General features: G+C 55.9%; 15 protein-coding genes and 2 tRNA genes. 6 read left to right on the forward strand and 11 right to left on the reverse strand.

The features are described from left to right. Positions 1-340: 340 nt before the first annotated feature. A complete protein-coding gene (locus LC093_RS10650; RefSeq protein WP_226664774.1) occupies positions 341-2,755 on the reverse strand; it encodes a TonB-dependent receptor domain-containing protein in 2,415 nt (804 codons plus the stop codon). Between the two features lie 412 nt (positions 2,756-3,167). Here LC093_RS10650 and LC093_RS10655 point away from each other — a divergent pair, with 412 nt between their 5' ends. The 3 genes from LC093_RS10655 (at position 3,168) to LC093_RS10665 (ending at position 5,260) form a co-directional block, all read left to right on the forward strand. After that, positions 3,168-3,647, forward strand: a complete 480-nt coding sequence (locus LC093_RS10655; protein WP_226664775.1) for a hotdog fold domain-containing protein — start codon at positions 3,168-3,170, stop codon at positions 3,645-3,647. Positions 3,648-4,097: 450 nt separating this feature from the next. Further along, positions 4,098-4,505: a hypothetical protein gene (locus LC093_RS10660; RefSeq protein ID WP_226664776.1), complete on the forward strand. Its 408-nt coding sequence runs from the start codon at positions 4,098-4,100 to the stop codon at positions 4,503-4,505. A 101-nt stretch (positions 4,506-4,606) separates the two neighbouring features. After that, positions 4,607-5,260, forward strand: a complete 654-nt coding sequence (locus tag LC093_RS10665; RefSeq protein WP_226664777.1) for a hypothetical protein — start codon at positions 4,607-4,609, stop codon at positions 5,258-5,260. Between the two features lie 138 nt (positions 5,261-5,398). On the opposite strand, the gene LC093_RS10670 is transcribed toward LC093_RS10665, so the two are convergent. The 10 genes from LC093_RS10670 to LC093_RS10715 form a co-directional block, all read right to left on the reverse strand. Then, positions 5,399-5,475: transfer RNA gene (locus tag LC093_RS10670), tRNA-Pro, on the reverse strand. A gap of 127 nt (positions 5,476-5,602) precedes the next feature. Continuing rightward, the gene (locus LC093_RS10675) at positions 5,603-5,968 is read right to left on the reverse strand and encodes a MerR family transcriptional regulator (protein WP_226664778.1); all 366 of its coding nucleotides are present in this window, start codon (positions 5,966-5,968) and stop codon (positions 5,603-5,605) included. Then, on the reverse strand, positions 5,949-6,254 hold the full coding sequence (gene ihfA / locus LC093_RS10680; RefSeq protein ID WP_043315900.1) for an integration host factor subunit alpha: 306 nt from the start codon (positions 6,252-6,254) through the stop codon (positions 5,949-5,951). Before ihfA ends, LC093_RS10675 begins: the two co-directional genes overlap by 20 nt. A gap of 126 nt (positions 6,255-6,380) precedes the next feature. Continuing rightward, positions 6,381-8,759: a phenylalanine--tRNA ligase subunit beta gene (gene pheT / locus LC093_RS10685; protein WP_226664779.1), complete on the reverse strand. Its 2,379-nt coding sequence runs from the start codon at positions 8,757-8,759 to the stop codon at positions 6,381-6,383. Positions 8,760-8,838: 79 nt separating this feature from the next. Beyond that, positions 8,839-9,852, reverse strand: coding sequence for a phenylalanine--tRNA ligase subunit alpha (pheS, locus tag LC093_RS10690; RefSeq protein ID WP_226664780.1), 1,014 nt, complete (start codon positions 9,850-9,852; stop codon positions 8,839-8,841). Between the two features lie 200 nt (positions 9,853-10,052). Next, on the reverse strand, positions 10,053-10,412 hold the full coding sequence (rplT, locus tag LC093_RS10695; RefSeq protein ID WP_010131381.1) for a 50S ribosomal protein L20: 360 nt from the start codon (positions 10,410-10,412) through the stop codon (positions 10,053-10,055). Positions 10,413-10,445: 33 nt separating this feature from the next. Beyond that, positions 10,446-10,640, reverse strand: coding sequence for a 50S ribosomal protein L35 (gene rpmI / locus LC093_RS10700; RefSeq protein WP_226664781.1), 195 nt, complete (start codon positions 10,638-10,640; stop codon positions 10,446-10,448). Between the two features lie 146 nt (positions 10,641-10,786). Continuing rightward, the gene (gene infC / locus LC093_RS10705; RefSeq protein WP_226664782.1) at positions 10,787-11,314 is read right to left on the reverse strand and encodes a translation initiation factor IF-3; all 528 of its coding nucleotides are present in this window, start codon (positions 11,312-11,314) and stop codon (positions 10,787-10,789) included. A 53-nt stretch (positions 11,315-11,367) separates the two neighbouring features. Continuing rightward, entirely contained in the window at positions 11,368-13,302 is a 1,935-nt protein-coding gene (gene thrS / locus LC093_RS10710) for a threonine--tRNA ligase (RefSeq protein ID WP_226664783.1), read from the reverse strand. Positions 13,303-13,437: 135 nt separating this feature from the next. After that, positions 13,438-13,514 (reverse strand) — tRNA-Val (locus tag LC093_RS10715). 342 nt (positions 13,515-13,856) lie between these two features. On the opposite strand from LC093_RS10715, the gene LC093_RS10720 reads away from it, so the two are divergent. The 3 genes from LC093_RS10720 to LC093_RS10730 are packed head-to-tail and all read left to right on the forward strand — an operon-like array spanning position 13,857 to position 17,052. Next, the gene (locus LC093_RS10720; protein WP_226664784.1) at positions 13,857-15,290 is read left to right on the forward strand and encodes a circularly permuted type 2 ATP-grasp protein; all 1,434 of its coding nucleotides are present in this window, start codon (positions 13,857-13,859) and stop codon (positions 15,288-15,290) included. Further along, positions 15,284-16,219 (forward strand): alpha-E domain-containing protein, encoded by a 936-nt coding sequence (locus LC093_RS10725; RefSeq protein WP_226664785.1) that lies wholly within the window; start codon positions 15,284-15,286, stop codon positions 16,217-16,219. Before LC093_RS10720 ends, LC093_RS10725 begins: the two co-directional genes overlap by 7 nt. Then, the gene (locus LC093_RS10730) at positions 16,216-17,052 is read left to right on the forward strand and encodes a transglutaminase family protein (RefSeq protein WP_226664786.1); all 837 of its coding nucleotides are present in this window, start codon (positions 16,216-16,218) and stop codon (positions 17,050-17,052) included. Before LC093_RS10725 ends, LC093_RS10730 begins: the two co-directional genes overlap by 4 nt. The last annotated feature ends 35 nt before the right edge of the window (positions 17,053-17,087 follow it).

Below are 17,087 nucleotides of genomic sequence, written 5' to 3' on the forward strand. Positions count from 1 at the left end.
GTAATCGACGGCAAAAACCGGCTAATAGCGGCAACTAATCCCACTATTAACAATTTTTATCGAATTGGCACTCTTGTACTTGCCGTATAGCCTACCCGCTCTCTATGAACGTTTCCATTTCTCAGGCCGTTTTTACCCGCAACCTCTATGACCAATCTCCATACTTACTAATCACTTTCCCCAAAAAATCAGAGTGACATGCACAATCGTAAAGAACTGTTAAGCAATGCCGAAGCCAGGCAATGGAATGCAAACGAAAAAAGGCCAGCGGTTACCACATAACCGCTGGCCTTTTTGTCTACTCAAGAGGATGCTCGGTACTAGCCTCGTACCTAAATAATCAGAAGGAAACGTTCACGCCCACCCAGAAGCTGCGCGCCTTGTCCTTTACGTTGTAGTCATCGCTAAATACCACTTCACTTATCGCGCCACGTCCACTGGCATAAGTATAAATACCATCGCCATCGAGGTCGGTGTACTCGGTGCTGTAGGAAGTGAAATCTTCATCCAGTAAATTGTTGATACGACCATTTACGGACACGTATTCGTTTACCTGTAGCTGCGCGCCCAGGTTCAGTACTTCGTAGTTTTCGAAATAGTGGGGCTCGTCGAGCACATTGTCCCAGCTGCGGTAACGGTCGGAGCGCAGTTCTGCCTGCAGGTAAACATTAAAATCGCCAGTTGCCTGCCAATCGAGCGTGGCGTTGGCCATATGCTCCGCAGTGTTGGTGAGTGGCTGCCCTTCTTCCGGGCCACTCAACTGCTCACTGTCGGTCCATGTGTAGTTACCACGCAGCGACCAGTCTGCGGCCAGCGTTACTTCACCCGCCAGCTCCAGGCCCTTGATTGCCACTTTATCCACGTTGATTTTCTGGCTGTAGGACTCGTAGCCGAGAGAATCGTATTCACCCAGGTTGACACAAGGGCGTGCACCACCCGTTTGCTCACAACTTAGAATGGTATCGCCACGGGCAATCTTGTCTTCAAAGTCTGTCTGAAACAGGGTCACATTAAAATTATGCGCACCGGAGGGTGCTGTCCAGTAAACCGCGAGCTCGCTGTTTACGCTGGTTTCTGGATTGAGATCCGGGTTACCTGCAAACGGTGAAGTGCCCTGACCACCAAAACCAGTCACACCGTCATAGAGGTCGGTGGTCAGCGGCGTTTTGTAACCGGTACTTACACCACCTTTTACCGTCCAGCGGTCACTCAATGTGTAGACACTATACAAACGCGGGGAAACCTGGCTACCGAAGATGTCATGATTGTCGTGGCGGATACCGGCGGTCACCGTTATATCGCCCACCGGGTTCCAGTTGTCTTCAACAAACAGCGAGTACATCTGCTGCTCCTGAACACCCCCGGCCGCATTGTTTTCCATACCGAAGACATCGTCTTCCAGCTCGCCGTCGATCACCTGCCCACCAACAACCAGAATATGCTCACCCAGCATATTGCTGAGAGGAACATCGATCCGTGCATCCAGGGTGTATTGACTGCTGGCCAGAGTACGCTCCGGGCGAGGCAGGAAGGTGGCTTCCGCCAGTGCTTTGCGCGCTTCTTCGTCCATACCGGCGTACTCGCCGGTGCCGTCGTACATTTCCTGAAGTTCCAGGCGCTCGGCCACGGTAAACGGCAGTGTTCGACCTTCATTGTGGGTATCAACAAAGCTCAGGGATACGCTGCTGGTGGCAAAGCCCCACTTGCCCTCATGGCTGATAGACCACCAGTCGCGGGTAAACATCTGGTCAGCAGCATAGCCGGTGCGCGGCTGAACCTGGCCGCGGCTGTCGCGCCAAACGGATTCGATATTGTCCTTGGTGCCCAGCGGATAAAGAATTTCGCCGGTATTGATATCGAAGGTTGGCGTGTTGTCGTAGGACTGCTCGGAAGTGTCGTACTTGAAGCGGACAAACTGGTTGTCTGCAGCACTCCAGGCCAGGCTGACACCATATTGCTGACTGGTGCTATCAACGGTACGGCCGCCGCTGCCAAAGCCCATGGAACGCACATGCACGTCGCCATTCGGGTCCACCGCCGGTTGGAATTCCGGGTTGGACGCCATCTGCTCGTACACGCTGCCGTGCAGGCCGAGGGTCAGTACACCGGGAACGATTGGGCCCATCACACTGAAGTCGGTGGTGATGTCGTCACCGAAGTCGTCGTTGGTCTGCAGACTACGACCATAGGTCATGCCGCCGCCCCACTCATCGGCATGGCGCTTGGTGATAACGTTGATTACACCGCCCAGAGCATCGGCACCGTAGAGGGTGGACGCAGGACCGCGGATCACTTCGATACGCTCGATAGTGTCCTGGGGCGGGATATGGTTGAACTGGTTACCGCCGAAGTTGTTCGGGTAAATGTCGCCGTGGTTGTTCTGGCGTTTGCCATCGATCAAAACCAGCGTGTATTCCCCAGTCAGGCCGCGCATGCTGACCGAACCCTGACCGGTCTTGTCGCGGGTGCTGCCGATATCCACACCTTCCTGGTATTTCACTGCGTCCAGCAGATTGGTGAACTGGCGCGTTTTCAGATCCTCGGCACTGATCACCGAGATACTTGCCGGCGCATCGGTTATTTTCTGCTCAAACCCGGTAGCGGTGACCACCACGGATTCCATGCTGGCGTCTGTGTTGGCTGCGGATTTCTTTGCACTCAATTCCTCGGCTTGCGCCGCGCCTGCCACCTGGCTAGCTACCACTGCGGCGGCGAGCAAATTCCATTTAAAACCCTGGCTCCTGATGCCCTTCACCCTTCTAACTCCCCTTTCTAGTCATCCTTCGCGTCGCAATCAGGCCTAGATTTAACTGCCCTTTTTTGACCACCCCGAAATACAAACCACTGCAGGCTGTAAACTTGATTCTGAATGATAATGATTCGCAAGTGCATGTCAATAGCTATATACAGCCATCAAGGAATCGGGGCCCGCAGCGCTAGAGTCTGACGAGAGCCACGTCGACTCGCACACAGTGAGTATGCAGAGGCAGTATTGGAATCACTCGGTAGCGAGTTGCTGAATTCAAATGTTGCGGAGCGGAAACAGGAGCTACAGGAGAAAAGATAAGCGAAATAGACAAGCCTATCGGGCAGTTTGATGCTTAATCTGCGGGCGACAAAGCTGCAAAAATGAAGGCCTTAATGATACGGCCAAGCAGAGATAGCCAATGACTTACGTACCCTCCAAAAGCCCGATCCTGAAACTCTGGAAAAGCGTCGGCGGCAATGGCTTTGGCCGCTGGCTGGTAAGCAAAATTGTCTGCTTCAATGCCCCCTACTTCAGCTCGATCAAACCGCGCTTCACCCAGATAAAGCCGGGACTGGTTGAGGTAACACTGAAAAAACGGCGCGCGGTGCAAAACCACATCAAAACCGTGCACGCCATCGCCATGTGTAACGCCGCGGAACTGGCGGGGGGCGTATGCCTGGACGTGTCACTGAACGGCAACTTCCGCTGGATTCCGGTGGGTATGACCGTGCAATACCTGAAGATGGCCAAGACCGATTTGCGCGCCGTGTGCAGGGTCGATGACTTCCATTGGGACTCTCCGCAGAATGTGGTGATACCCGTTAGTGTGTTTGATACCAATGGCGAGGAGGTCTTCCATGCGGACATCACCATGCGGATTTCTCCCAAGAATAAATAAGCTTTGCCGAATGGGCATGTCTGCCTTGGGCAGGCACGGCCCTATACCTATATGGCGAACTTCAGATCGAACCCACCATAAAAAAGCCCGGTGACGGAATTCCCCAACCAGGCTTTCTCTCACACAGTGATCAAAGTCCGATTGGCACGCAGCAGCCATAACCTTTCGACAAAACTCGCAGCACCAAGAACTACCGAAGAAACATAGTACTAACGTACTTCAACCTTCATTTTCAAACCAAAATTCTACGCGGTAGAATCAATTCCCTTGCCACGATATATAGCCACTTTTATAAGACAAAGGCACCCAAACGGACAGAAATGGACATATAAAATGCCGTTAGCCCCAACAATCAAAAGCGCTGTCGCAAAGAAACTAGAAGAATACGAAGGGCGATATAACCACCTATACCTAGACATCGTGGGTAAGGTTACCGTAGGTATTGGGCACATGATCCCAAACAAATTTGCCATTAGCTCAGTGCCGCTATTTACTGTTTTAAACAACCTGCCTGCCACCCCGGCCACTGCCGCACAGAAACAAGCAGAGTTTGATCAGATCGCAAAACAAAAGCGCAACTATCGCGCCGGCTGGTACAAACAGTTCTGCAAGCTTGTTATGCAAGAAGCCGATATCGATCGGCAAAGAGATCACCACATAGACTCGTTCTACAAAGAGCTGATCGCACTGTACAGTACCAGGAGAGGGTTCCAGAAAGAGTTCGACCAGTTCCCAGCAGCAGCCCAAATAGCGCTTTTTGATATGATCTTCAATCTGGGCGCCACGAAACTTAAAGGGCAATTTATTAAATTCAACGCTGCTATTAAAAGTGAAGATTGGAAAACTGCCGGAATATAATCCTATCGCCCTCACGTAAGCCCAAGTCGAAACAACTATGTGAATCAACTATTTCTTAGCGCCAACTCTAAATCAGCGACTACACAACCCTGAAAAACAATATGAAATATTTAGCTCTGCTAGCTATGATTTTTCTGGCCGCATGCTCCCCCCGAAATGCTCCAGACATCAATAAGTCTTTAAATGAAGAAGAATTTGCGGGATTGGAAACTATAGGGAATAGCTATGAATCCACCGCGCTAAACTATGAATTGGACGCAAAGGACGGTTCACTAATAAATTTTACATCTTGTTCAGATGTCGAAAACACGCATAAGGAATCCGTAAAAGAGGATCAGTTTCCACTTTTTATAATGCTAGTGCGGAATTGCCAAGCACTAAACTTATTCTTCAATGGCCAGAATTCATCCGCAACCTTCTTACCAAACATGCTCTCATCGGAGTTCATTCGCAATCTTCCCGCCACATCTATCCCCTACCTAGGTGGAGAAAAACCTACCGAAAGTAATGAGACGATGGAAAAGGCCTACCCTAACCTTAAAACCCAAGAGATAAGCCCCTCAGTATTACAAGTACAACTCGATGACATGGATATCAATTTCACCACACTAGCAAAGGGCGATTTCAATGGTGATGGGATTGAGGACCTCTTGCTGCGACTTGACTGGACAATGACAACAGCATATGGGAAAGGTTACGACCTTTTGTTAATCGAGGCAGATGAGAAAATAATGCGGATAACCAAACGCTGGTGAATGGCAGCTTTTACCGCGCGCCAGCTGCGAGAAGGCTCGCGCCCCCTATAGCTGCCACATGGAGCAGCATCGGATAGACAGCGCAGAGTAGATAGTTTTGGAAACAAAAAAGCCCGCATAAAGCGGGCTTTTTATATATGGTCGGAGTGGCCGGATTTGAACCGACGACCACCACACCCCCAGTGTGGTGCGCTACCAGGCTGCGCTACACTCCGACAGGAGGAAATCAAGCTGCGTGAAAATCACCTAAGTGCTTGATTTATAAGGGGCATCGCTTGGCGATGAGGCGCAAATAATACCGGGTTACCGGTGGATTGCAAGCCTGATTTTTCACTTTTTGAATCAGGCGTCAGCTTCCAGCAGCTCCAGTACACCTTCCAGTTCGGCGATCATCTGTGGGATCACCTGCTGCAATTGTACCGTCTGCACTTTTTCCGAGGAGCCGGTTTCCATCTGCAGGCGTGCGCCTCCAATGGTATAGCCTTCTTCGTACAGGAGTGCGCGGATCTGGCGGATCAGGATGACGTCCTGGTGCTGGTAATAGCGTCGGTTTCCACGGCGCTTTACCGGGCTGAGCTGCGGGAATTCCTGTTCCCAGTAGCGCAGTACATGTGGCTTCACTGCACACAGCTCGCTTACCTCACCAATGGTGAAATAGCGCTTACCCGGGATTACCGGGAGTTCGCTGTTATGACTCGCTTCCAGCATCTTCTTCTACTCGTGCCTTGAGTTTTTGTCCCGGCTTGAAGGTAACTACCCTTCTCGCGGAAATAGGGATTTCTTCGCCAGTCTTGGGATTCCTTCCCGGACGCTGGCTTTTGTCACGCAGGTCAAAATTGCCGAAACCCGACAGCTTTACCTGCTCGTTATTTTCCAGCGCGTTGCGGATTTCCTCGAAGAAATATTCGACGATCTCTTTGGCTTCACGCTTGTTGAAACCCAGCTCTTCGTACAGCTTTTCGGCGAGCCCGGCCTTGGTCAGTGCCTCTGTCATTGGTTCCCCAACAGATTCAGAGGCGTCGACTCCGGTTGTAAGCCTGATACCGCGGCGGCTTTAACCCGGTAGCAGACGCTCTCGGGATGCGCTCGTCAACCTGCACATCCCGAGGGTCTGGTGGGATTAGCGCAGGCTGGCGTTATATTTTTGTTCTAACTCACGGACTACCGCATCAACTGCGGCATTGATTTCTTCGTCGTTAAGGGTGCGCGAGGGATGCTGAAAGGTCAAGCCCATTGCGACACTTTTTCTATTAAAATCAATGCCTTTGCCCTGATAGACGTCAAAAATGTTGAAGTCCGTCAAATATTCGCCGGCAGCCTCAACCGCAACCTTGAGCAAATCGCCCACGGGGGTTTCCACATCCGCCAGGATGGCGAGGTCGCGGCGCACTTCCGGGAACTTGGACAGCGGCGTGAACGCAGGCAGCAGAGACTGACCCAGGGCATCCTGGCTCAGCTCGAACAGGTAGGCCGCCTTCGGCAGGTCGTAGGCTTTCTGCAGGGTCGGGTGCAGTGCACCGATAACGCCTACCACCTCGCCGTTGCGCAGTACCTGGGCGCACTGGCCCGGGTGCAGTGCCGGGTGCTTGGCCGGAACGAAGGTGAACTCCGCTTCCGCGTCGTAGCGCGCCAGCAGTGCTTCCACGTCGGCTTTGATGTCGTAGAAATCCACCACATCCTTGCTGCCGGTCCAGCCTTCCGGCTGGCGGGTGCCATAGATCAGGCCCGCAATCATGCGCTCCTGCTTGAGCTCTTCACCCGTCGGTACAAAGCGCAGGCCGGTTTCGAACAGGCGCACGCGGTCCTGCTGGCGGTTCAGGTTGTACTGCAGGGTTTTGACCAGGCCTGCCATCAGGGTGGTGCGCATTACCGCGAGGTCACTGCTGATGGGGTTCTGCAGGGCCACCGGCTCTACTTCCGGGTCAAATTTGGCGGAAGCTTCACGGTCGATAAAGCTGAAGGTGATGGCCTCTTGATAACCGCGCGCCAGCAGGGTTTCTTCCAGGCTGGACTGGGCGACGTCGGCCTCTTCGCGCGGGATGATATCCAGCGCGGCGGTGAGGCTGATGCTCGGGATGCGGTTGTAACCGTATACCCGCGCCAGCTCTTCCAGCAGGTCGGACTCGATGGAAATATCGAAGCGGAAGCTCGGTACCAGGAAGGTCCAGCCCTCTTCGCTCTCAGACAGTTTCTCGAGACCGAGGCGGGTAATGATCTCGACGATCTCGTCGTCGGCCATATCGATACCCAGGCCGTTCTTCACCCGTGCGCGACGCAGGGTAATGCGGCGCTCGGCGGGCATGGCTTCTGCGGCTTCGCGCAGGTGTACCGGGCCCGGCTCACCGCCGACGATCTCCAGCAGCAGCTGGGTTGCGCGTTCGATGGCTTTTTCCTGCAGGCGGTAGTCCACGCCGCGCTCGAAGCGGTGGGAGGAATCGGTGTGCAGGCCATAAGAGCGCGCTTTACCGGCAATCGCCAGCGGGGAGAAGAAGGCGCTCTCGAGGAAGATATTGCGGGTGCCGTCGGTCACGGAGGAGTCCAGACCGCCCATGATGCCGGCGATGGCCAGCGGGGCTTTGTGGTCGGCGATCACTAAAGTGCCCGCCTGCAGTTCCACTTCCTGCTCGTCCAGCAGGGTCAGCTTCTCGCCCTGCTCTGCCATGCGCACCTTGATACCGCCGTTCAGCTTGTCGAGGTCGAAGGCGTGCATCGGCTGGCCGAGTTCCAGCAGGACATAGTTGGTGACGTCTACTACCGGGTCGATGGAGCGCACGCCGCTGCGACGCAGACGCTCAGCCATCCACAGCGGGGTGGTAGCGGTAATGTCGATATTGCGGATCACGCGGCCCACGTAACGGGGGCAGGCTTCTTCCGCCATCAGGGAGACCGGCAGGCTGTCTTCGATTTTTGCCGCGGCCGGCTCTACCGCCGGGCCTTCTACCGCGCAGCGGTTGAGTACGCCCACTTCGCGGGCAATACCGGCGACACCCAGGCAGTCAGAACGGTTCGGGGTCAGGTCGACTTCGATGGTGCTGTCGTCCAGCTGCAGGTATTCGCGCAGGTCGCTGCCTGTCGGCGCGTCTGCGGGCAGTTCCCAGATGCCGTCGTTGTCGTCACCCAGTTCCAGCTCGGTCTGGGCACACAGCATGCCGAAGCTCTCGACACCGCGCAGCTTGGCTTTCTTGATTTTGAAGTCGCCCGGCAGTTTGGCGCCAACGGTGGCGAACGGGATCTTGATGCCGACGCGGGCATTGGGTGCGCCGCACACGACCTGCATCTCGCCGTCCGGGTGACCTTTTACTTTACATACGCGCAGCTTGTCGGCGTCCGGGTGCTGCTCGCAACCCACGATCTCGCCCACGACTACGCCGGAGAATTCACCGGCTACGGCTTCTACTGCGTCTACTTCCAGACCGGCCATGGTGATCTGATCGGCCAGCTCTTGTGCTGTCAGGCTCGGGTTTACCCACTCCCGTAACCAGGCATTGCTGAATTTCATAGTCTTTCTCTAATTCTGAATTCGGTTTTTCGCTGTTCGCTGTTCGCCTGCAAGCAGGCTCCTACGGGGAGGAGCGCGCTTAGAATTGCTTCAGGAAGCGCAGGTCGTTGTCGAAGAACAGGCGCAGGTCGTTGACGCCGTAACGCAGCATGGCCATGCGCTCTACCCCGAGGCCGAAGGCGAAGCCGGAGTATTTTTCGCTGTCGATATCGCAGGAGGCGAAGACGTTCGGGTGTACCATGCCGCAGCCGAGGATTTCCAGCCAGCCGGTACCGGAGCACACGCGACAGCCTTTACCACCACAGTTGGTGCACTGGATGTCGGCCTCTGCGGAGGGCTCGGTGAACGGGAAGTAGGACGGACGGAAACGCACCGGTACGTCGGCCTCAAAGAAGGCTTTCAGGAACTGGTCGATACAGCCTTTCAGGTGCGCGAAGCTCACACCCTCGTCGATCACCAGGCCTTCCACCTGATGGAACATCGGCGAGTGGGTCACGTCGGAGTCGCAGCGGTATACGCGGCCCGGGCAGATGATGCGCAGGGGCGGATTCTTCTCTTCCATGGTGCGGATCTGCACGGAGGAGGTATGGGTGCGCAGCACGGTGGACGGATCGATATAGAAGGTGTCGTGCATCGCGCGCGCCGGGTGGTGCGCGGGAATGTTCAGGGCTTCAAAGTTGTAGTAATCGCCCTCGACTTCCGGGCCCTGCTCGACGGAGAAGCCCAGGCGCTGGAAGATTTCTTCGATGCGGCGCAGGGTGCGGGTGATCGGGTGCGCACTGCCCTGCTCTTCGCCGCGGCCCGGCAGGGTTACGTCGATGGTTTCGCTCGCGAGTTTCTCTTCAATCGCGGCTTTTTCCATCGCGTCACGGCGGACTTTGATCGCCGACTCTACCTGCTGCTTGGCTTCGTTGATCTTGGCCCCTGCTGCCGGGCGCTCTTCGGCCGACAGTTTACCGAGGCCTTTCAGCAGCGCGGTGAGGTGGCCTTTCTTGCCCAGGTAATCTACCCGCACCTGATCCAGAGCTGCCAGGTCATTCGCCTGGCCCACCAGTTCCAGCGCCTGTTCCGTGAGGGAGTGCAAGTCTTGCATTGAAACCTTCTCGTTCTTTTCGATGATTTGCGTTTAGCATTCGCGTATTGCGATTGTTCCCGCCGCCAATACTGGAGCGATATCCGGGCCGGAACTGTACCAAAATTCGATAAAAAAATAGGGAAGAGCCATTACAGCCCTTCCCTATTTTTTAATGCATGAACCTTCCCCGAGGGGTCGGCTCATTATGCAGGCGCTAATTAAGCTGCCAGGGCTGCCTTGGCTTTTTCAACTACGGCAGCAAAAGCGGCTTTATCGTATACCGCCAGATCAGCCAGAACACGGCGATCCAGTGCGATATCCGCCTTTTTCAGGCCAGCAATCAGTCGGCTGTAGCTCAGGCCTTCAGCGCGGGACTGGGCGTTGATACGCGTGATCCACAGAGCGCGGAAGTTACGCTTCTTAACGCGACGGTCGCGGTAAGCGTACTGACCAGCTTTGATGACTGCCTGCTTGGCAACACGGAATACACGCGAACGCGCACCGTAGTAACCTTTAGCCTGCTTCAAAATTTTCTTGTGACTACGACGCGCCACCACACCACGTTTTACACGGGCCATAACTCTATCCTCTTAAACCTTCAGTGGTGCCAATTACTTGGCGCGCAGCATACGATCGACCAGTGTGGCATCAGACTTGTTCATGGTCTGGGTGCCGCGCAGCTGACGCTTACGCTTGGTGGTCATCTTGGTGAGGATGTGGCTCTTGTTAGCGTGCTTGTGCTTGTAGCCAGACGCAGTCTTTTTGAAGCGCTTGGCAGCGCCACTGTGTACTTTTGCTTTCGGCATTTTGTACTCCAAATATTAAAGGTTTACCTGCAAGCAGGTTCCTACGTTGATATTGGCTGCCCCGTAAAGGGACAGCTTGCGGGAGTGAGAAGGCAGCCGTCGCCCGACCACTTCCCGAAAAGAAGACCCGGAGTAAACTCCAAGTCTTACTTTTTCTTTTTGCTGGGAGCAATCACCATGATCATCTGGCGACCTTCCATTTTCGGCCGCTGCTCCACAACACCCAGCTCATCGAGATCTTTCTCGATGCGCTGCATCATTTCCATACCCAGCTCCTGGTGCGCCATCTCGCGACCGCGGAAACGCAGGGAAACCTTGGCTTTGTCGCCGGCTTCCAGGAAGCGGGTCAGGTTGCGCAGCTTGATCTGGTAGTCGCCGATATCGGTACCGGGACGGAATTTCATTTCCTTGATCTGCTGCTGCTTTTGTTTCTTCTTAGCCGCGTTCTTGGCCTTCTTGGCCTCAAACACGTGCTTCCCGTAGTCCATGATCTTACAGACTATGGGATCTGAATCCGGGGCAATTTCAACGAGATCCAGGCTGGCCTTCTGCGCAAGCTCGAGCGCTTCATCCAAAGTTACAATGCCTACCTGTTCACCATCCGCGCCAATCAGTCGCAGTTCAGAAGCTTCGATCTGATCGTTAATGCGGGCCTTTTTGGACCGTCCTTTCATATCTCGTTTAATAACACTCGTCTCCAGTTACCTAAAAAAGCTATTAGGGGCACTTACTCTTCAGTGCCCGCAATAGACGAACGGCCGCGGCGTGCTACATCCTCGCGGAGGAGCTCAAGGAATGACTCATACGTCATAGTCCCGAGGTCCTCACCACTGCGTGTCCGCACGGCGACCGTTTGGTTTTCCACTTCCTTATCGCCGATGACCAGCAGATAAGGGACACGCTGTAGCGTGTGCTCGCGGATTTTAAATCCGATCTTTTCGTTTCTCAAGTCAGCTGCTGCACGGAAACCTTCCGCACCCAGCTGATCTTGCAGATTTCGGCAATAATCGGCCTGGCGATCGGTGATATTCAGCACTGCAACCTGCTGGGGCGCCAGCCAGGCGGGGAAAGCCCCTTCGTAGTGCTCGATCAGGATCCCCATGAAGCGTTCGAACGACCCGAGAGTCGCGCGGTGCAGCATAACCGGCGTCTGGCGCGAGCCGTCTTCCGCTACATACTGTGCATCCAGGCGGCCCGGCATGGAGAAGTCCACCTGAATGGTGCCGCACTGCCATACACGGCCAAGGCAGTCCTTCAGGGAGAATTCGATCTTGGGACCGTAGAAGGCACCCTCACCCGGCAGCTCTTCCCACGGCAGATCCGCCGCGTTCAGGGCATCTGCCAGCGCTTTTTCCGCCTTATCCCAGCTCTCGTCGGAACCGACGCGCTGCTCAGGGCGGGTAGACAGGCGATAGATCACCTCTTCGAAGCCGAAATCCTTGTAGACCGCGTGCAGCAGGTCCATGAATTCGGACACTTCGGACTGAATCTGGTCTTCGGTACAGAAGATGTGACCATCGTCCTGTACGAAACCACGCACACGCATCAGGCCGTGCAGGGAGCCAGAGGGCTCGCTGCGGTGACAGGAACCGAACTCCGCCAGGCGCAGCGGCAGGTCGCGATAGCTGCGCAGGCCCTGGTTGAACACCTGTACGTGACAGGGGCAGTTCATCGGCTTGATCGCGAACTGACGCTCTTCACTGGTCAGGGTGAACATGTCATCGCCAAATTTGTCGGCGTGACCGGACTTCTGCCACAGAGAAAAGTCCACCAACTGCGGGGTCTTGATCTCATTGTAGCCCCGCTCACGCTGGCGCTGGCGCATGTACTGCTCAACCGTGCTGTAGACGGTCCAGCCGTTCGGGTGCCAGAACACCATGCCCGGCGCTTCTTCCTGAATGTGGAACAGGTCGAACTTCTTCGCCAGCTTGCGGTGATCGCGCTTTTCCGCCTCTTCGATACGGTGCAGGTAGGCCTTGAGCTCTTTCTTGTTGGCCCAGGCGGTGCCGTATACACGGGTCAGCATTTCGTTGTTGGAGTCGCCGCGCCAGTAGGCCCCGGCAACTTTGGTCAGCTTGAAGGCCTTCAGCTTGCCGGTGGACGGCACGTGCGGGCCGCGGCACAGGTCTTCAAAGTCGCCCTGGCGATACAGGGAGATATCTTCGTTGGTCGGGATACTGGCGATGATCTCCGCTTTGTATTCCTCGCCCATTTCACGGAAGTACTTCACCGCATCGTCGCGCGGCAACAGGCGGCGGCTGACCGGGATATCTTCCTTGGCCAGTTCTTCCATACGCTTCTCGATTTTCTCGAGATCTTCCGGGGTGAACTGACGCTCGTAGGCAAAATCGTAGTAGAAACCGTCATCAATGACCGGGCCGATGGTGACCTGGGCACCGGGATACAGCTGCTTGACCGCCTGGGCCAGCAAGTGCGCGGTGGAGTGACGGATGACTTCCAGGCCTTCTGGCTGGCGGTCGGTAACGATCGCGAGCTCTACGTCGTGATCGATAACAAAACTGGTATCCACCTCTTTTCCGTCCACCACGCCAGCAAGCGCAGCTTTGGCAAGACCGGCGCCGATATCGTTGGCGACGTCAAACACGGAAACAGAGTTGGAAAATTCGCGACGGGAACCGTCAGGGAGGGTGACAACAGGCATTGTACTTCCTTATCTATCAGTGGCGATCCCTACGAAAGACCGCATGATTCTCATGGGTGATGGTGGGCGTTAAGCCCAAAGCGAGTTATTTCAGCCTAACTGAGACAACTTTAGTAGAAACAACTCACTGGAAATTGGTAGACCCGAGCAGACTCGAACTGCTGACCTCTGCCATGTCAAGGCAGCGCTCTAACCAACTGAGCTACGGGTCTAAAGACTGGCATCCGGGGGTGCACCCCGCTGCAGAGGACGCGAACTTTAGCACCGCCCCCCGGGTAATTCAACAACTCGAAAAGAGTTTTTTCACGACGTGTATTTTACCGGCAATTCCCGCCGAAAATAGAGTCAAACTGCCGATAGATGCGCCAAATTGACGCCTTTTAAAGCGCGATATTGCGAGCGGTGCAACACAAAAAGGCGCACCCGCAGCCCTCACCAGCCCAAAAACGCAATTATTGTGCATTTGTACGCGCCCCCTTGAGGCGCAAGCACTGGCACGGTGCTTGCACTTCTCTCCCTAAAACAGTCCTGAAAACAATAAGACGGATGCAGGGATGACCAAGATCCAGATACCCGGCCCCGAGGTCTTTGACGAGATGCTGCACGGGGATGGCGCCAGGGCACACTACCAGGCGTACCTCGACTGGCTGCAAAAAACACCGGATGCCAGCCTGGAGCAGAAGCGTCTCGAGGCAGACACCCTCTTCCGCCGCTTCGGCATTACTTTCAATGTGTACGGAGAAGAGGAAGGGACAGAACGACTGATTCCCTTCGACCTGATCCCCAGGGCCATTCCCCACAGCGAATGGGTACAGTTGGAACTCGGGCTCCGCCAGCGGGTAACCGCCCTGAACCGCTTCCTGCACGATATCTACCACGACCAGGACATCCTGCGCGCCGGCATCATTCCCGCCGAGCAGGTACTGACCAACCAGCAATTCCAGGTCGCCATGATGGGCGTCGACCTACCGGGGGAAACCTACGCACACATTACCGGTGTCGACCTGATCCGTGCCAGCGATGGCGAGTACTACGTTCTGGAAGACAACCTGCGCACCCCTTCCGGCGTGTCGTACATGCTTGAGAACCGCAAGATGATGATGCGGCTATTCCCGGAACTGTTTCTGGCACAGAGCGTGGCCCCGGTGGAGCATTACCCCAACCTGCTGCTGGACACCCTGCAGTGCGCCAGTGAGGCCGACAGCCCCTGCGTGGTGGTACTGACCCCTGGCCGCTACAATAGCGCCTTCTTCGAACATGCGTTTCTGGCGCAACAAATGGGCGTCCCCCTGGTAGAGGGCGCGGATCTGTTTGTACGCAACAGCTGCGTATACATGCGCACCACCACCGGCCCCCGCCAGGTGCATGTCATCTACCGTCGCATCGACGATGCATTTCTGGACCCGCTCGCATTCAACCCGGATTCCATGCTCGGCGTGCCCGGACTGCTTTCCGCCTACCGGGACGGCAATGTGGTACTCGCCAACGCGCTGGGGACGGGCGTGGCAGACGACAAGTCCATTTACCCCTACGTGCCGGACATGATCCGTTTCTATCTGGATGAGACACCGATACTGAACAACGTACCCACCTGGCTCTGCCGCAAGGAGGATGACCTGGCCTACGTGCTGGAAAACCTCCAACAACTGGTGGTTAAGGAAGTACACGGAGCCGGCGGCTATGGCATGCTGATCGGACCCAAGGCGAGCCGCGGTGAAATCGAACATTTTCGCCAGCTTCTAAAGCAGAACCCGTCCAACTACATCGCCCAACCCACACTTTGCCTGTCCACCTGCCCCACCATGGTGGAAGAAGGCATCGCCCCTCGACACATTGACCTGCGCCCCTTTGTTCTGACCGGGCGTGAAATCCGCATGGTACCCGGCGGGCTCACCCGCGTTGCTTTGCGGGAAGGCTCCCTGGTGGTCAACTCCTCACAGGGCGGCGGCACCAAAGACACCTGGGTATTGGAGGGCGCACCATGCTGAGCCGCACCGCAAGCAATATCTACTGGATGGCACGGAACCTGGAGCGCGCGGAAAATATTACCCGCCTGCTGGACGTCACCCACAACATGGCACTGATGCCGAACTCCAAGGGCGGCCGCCAGGAGCTGCTCGCGCCACTGACCATTACCGGCCGCCTGGACCAGTTCCACGAGCGCCACCAACAGGTGAGCGCCGATGCATTAATGGATTTCTTCCTGTTTGACGAGCTCAATGAGGGGTCGATATACAGCTGCATTCAGGCGGCGCGCGGCAACGCCCACAGCGTGCGCGACAATCTCTCCTCGGAGGCCTGGGAAAGCATCAACACCACCTGGCTGGAATTGCGCCACCGCCGCCAAAAGGGCATCAGCCATCAAGGCGTCAAGGGGCTGCTCGAGTGGGTAAAGCAGCGTTCCCACGAATTCCGCGGCGCCGCCTACGGCACCATGCTGCACAACAACGCTTTCCACTTTATGCGCCTGGGCACCTTCATCGAACGCGCCGATAACACGGCGCGCATCCTGCGGGTAAAACTCGAAGTGATGACGTCACAGCGCGACAACAACCAGGCGATCGATTTTTACCAGTGGAACGCATTGCTGCAGAGTCTCGGCGCCTACGAGGCCTACCATTACAGCTACACCGGCGGCCTGTCCGCGCGCAATGTCACCGAGCTGCTGACCCTGTCTGCGGAACTGCCGCGCTCGCTGCGCTACTGCGTCGGCGCAATCATGAATCTTCTGTCGGCAATCGAGGGCAATCAGGGCCTGGCGGCCAAGCGCCTTTGTGCCGAGCTGCACGCACGCCTGGAATATGGCCAGGTCGAGTTCATTCTCGACTTCGGACTGCAGAATTATCTCAACGACCTACTCCGGCGGATCCACACCATCGGCGATGAAATCCACCGCAGCTACTGGGAGGGCGCATGAAGCTCAGTATCGATCACGTGACGAGTTTTTCCTATGACACGGAAGTGACCCACAGCATTCAGTACCTGCGCCTGACCCCACCGGAGCTGGCCGGGCAAAAAATCCTGCACTGGCAGCTGGAAGCCCCCGGATCTATTCACAAAACGATGGATGCCTACGGCAACATCCTGCACGTGTGCACGGTCGACCAACCACATCGCGGTATTACAATTCGCGCCAGTGGCACAGCAGAAATCAGCGACACGGAAGTACCGGAAACACACAACCGGGTTCCACCGGATGTGTTTTTACGCACTACACCGCTGACCGAAATGAGTGATGCCATGCGCGAATTTGCGCGGGGGTTTTCACCAGATACCGGCAACACAGCCCACACGCCCGGACGCGAACAACTGATTGAGCTGATGACAGCACTGCTCACGCGCATCCCCTACCGCCCCGGTATTACGCATGTACAAAGCAGTGCCACTGAAGCTTTCTCCCAGGGGTTCGGCGTGTGCCAGGATCACAGCCATATTTTTATTGCCTGCTGCCGCTGGCTGGGCATTCCCGCGCGCTACGTGAGTGGCTACCTCCACGCAGGTGACGACCAGCATATTGCCAGCCACGCCTGGGTTGAGGCATGGGTTGAAAACGCCTGGTACAGCTTCGACGTCAGTAACGGCCTGGCCACCAACAGCCATCACCTGAAACTGGCACACGGGGTAGATTATCTGGACGCGTCTCCGGTACGTGGGGTGCGCTGGGGTGGCGGCAAAGAGAATATGCGCGCATACGCGCTGGTGGACCAGGTGGACCGGCGCCAGTCGGCGGAGCAGGCCCAGCAGCAATAGCATGCGATGACAACCGCCATACACCGTGCTATTTT

Origin of the sequence: Microbulbifer aggregans (assembly GCF_020524005.1) — a bacterium.
In the GTDB taxonomy this organism is placed as follows: Bacteria; Pseudomonadota; Gammaproteobacteria; order Pseudomonadales; family Cellvibrionaceae; genus Microbulbifer; species Microbulbifer aggregans_A.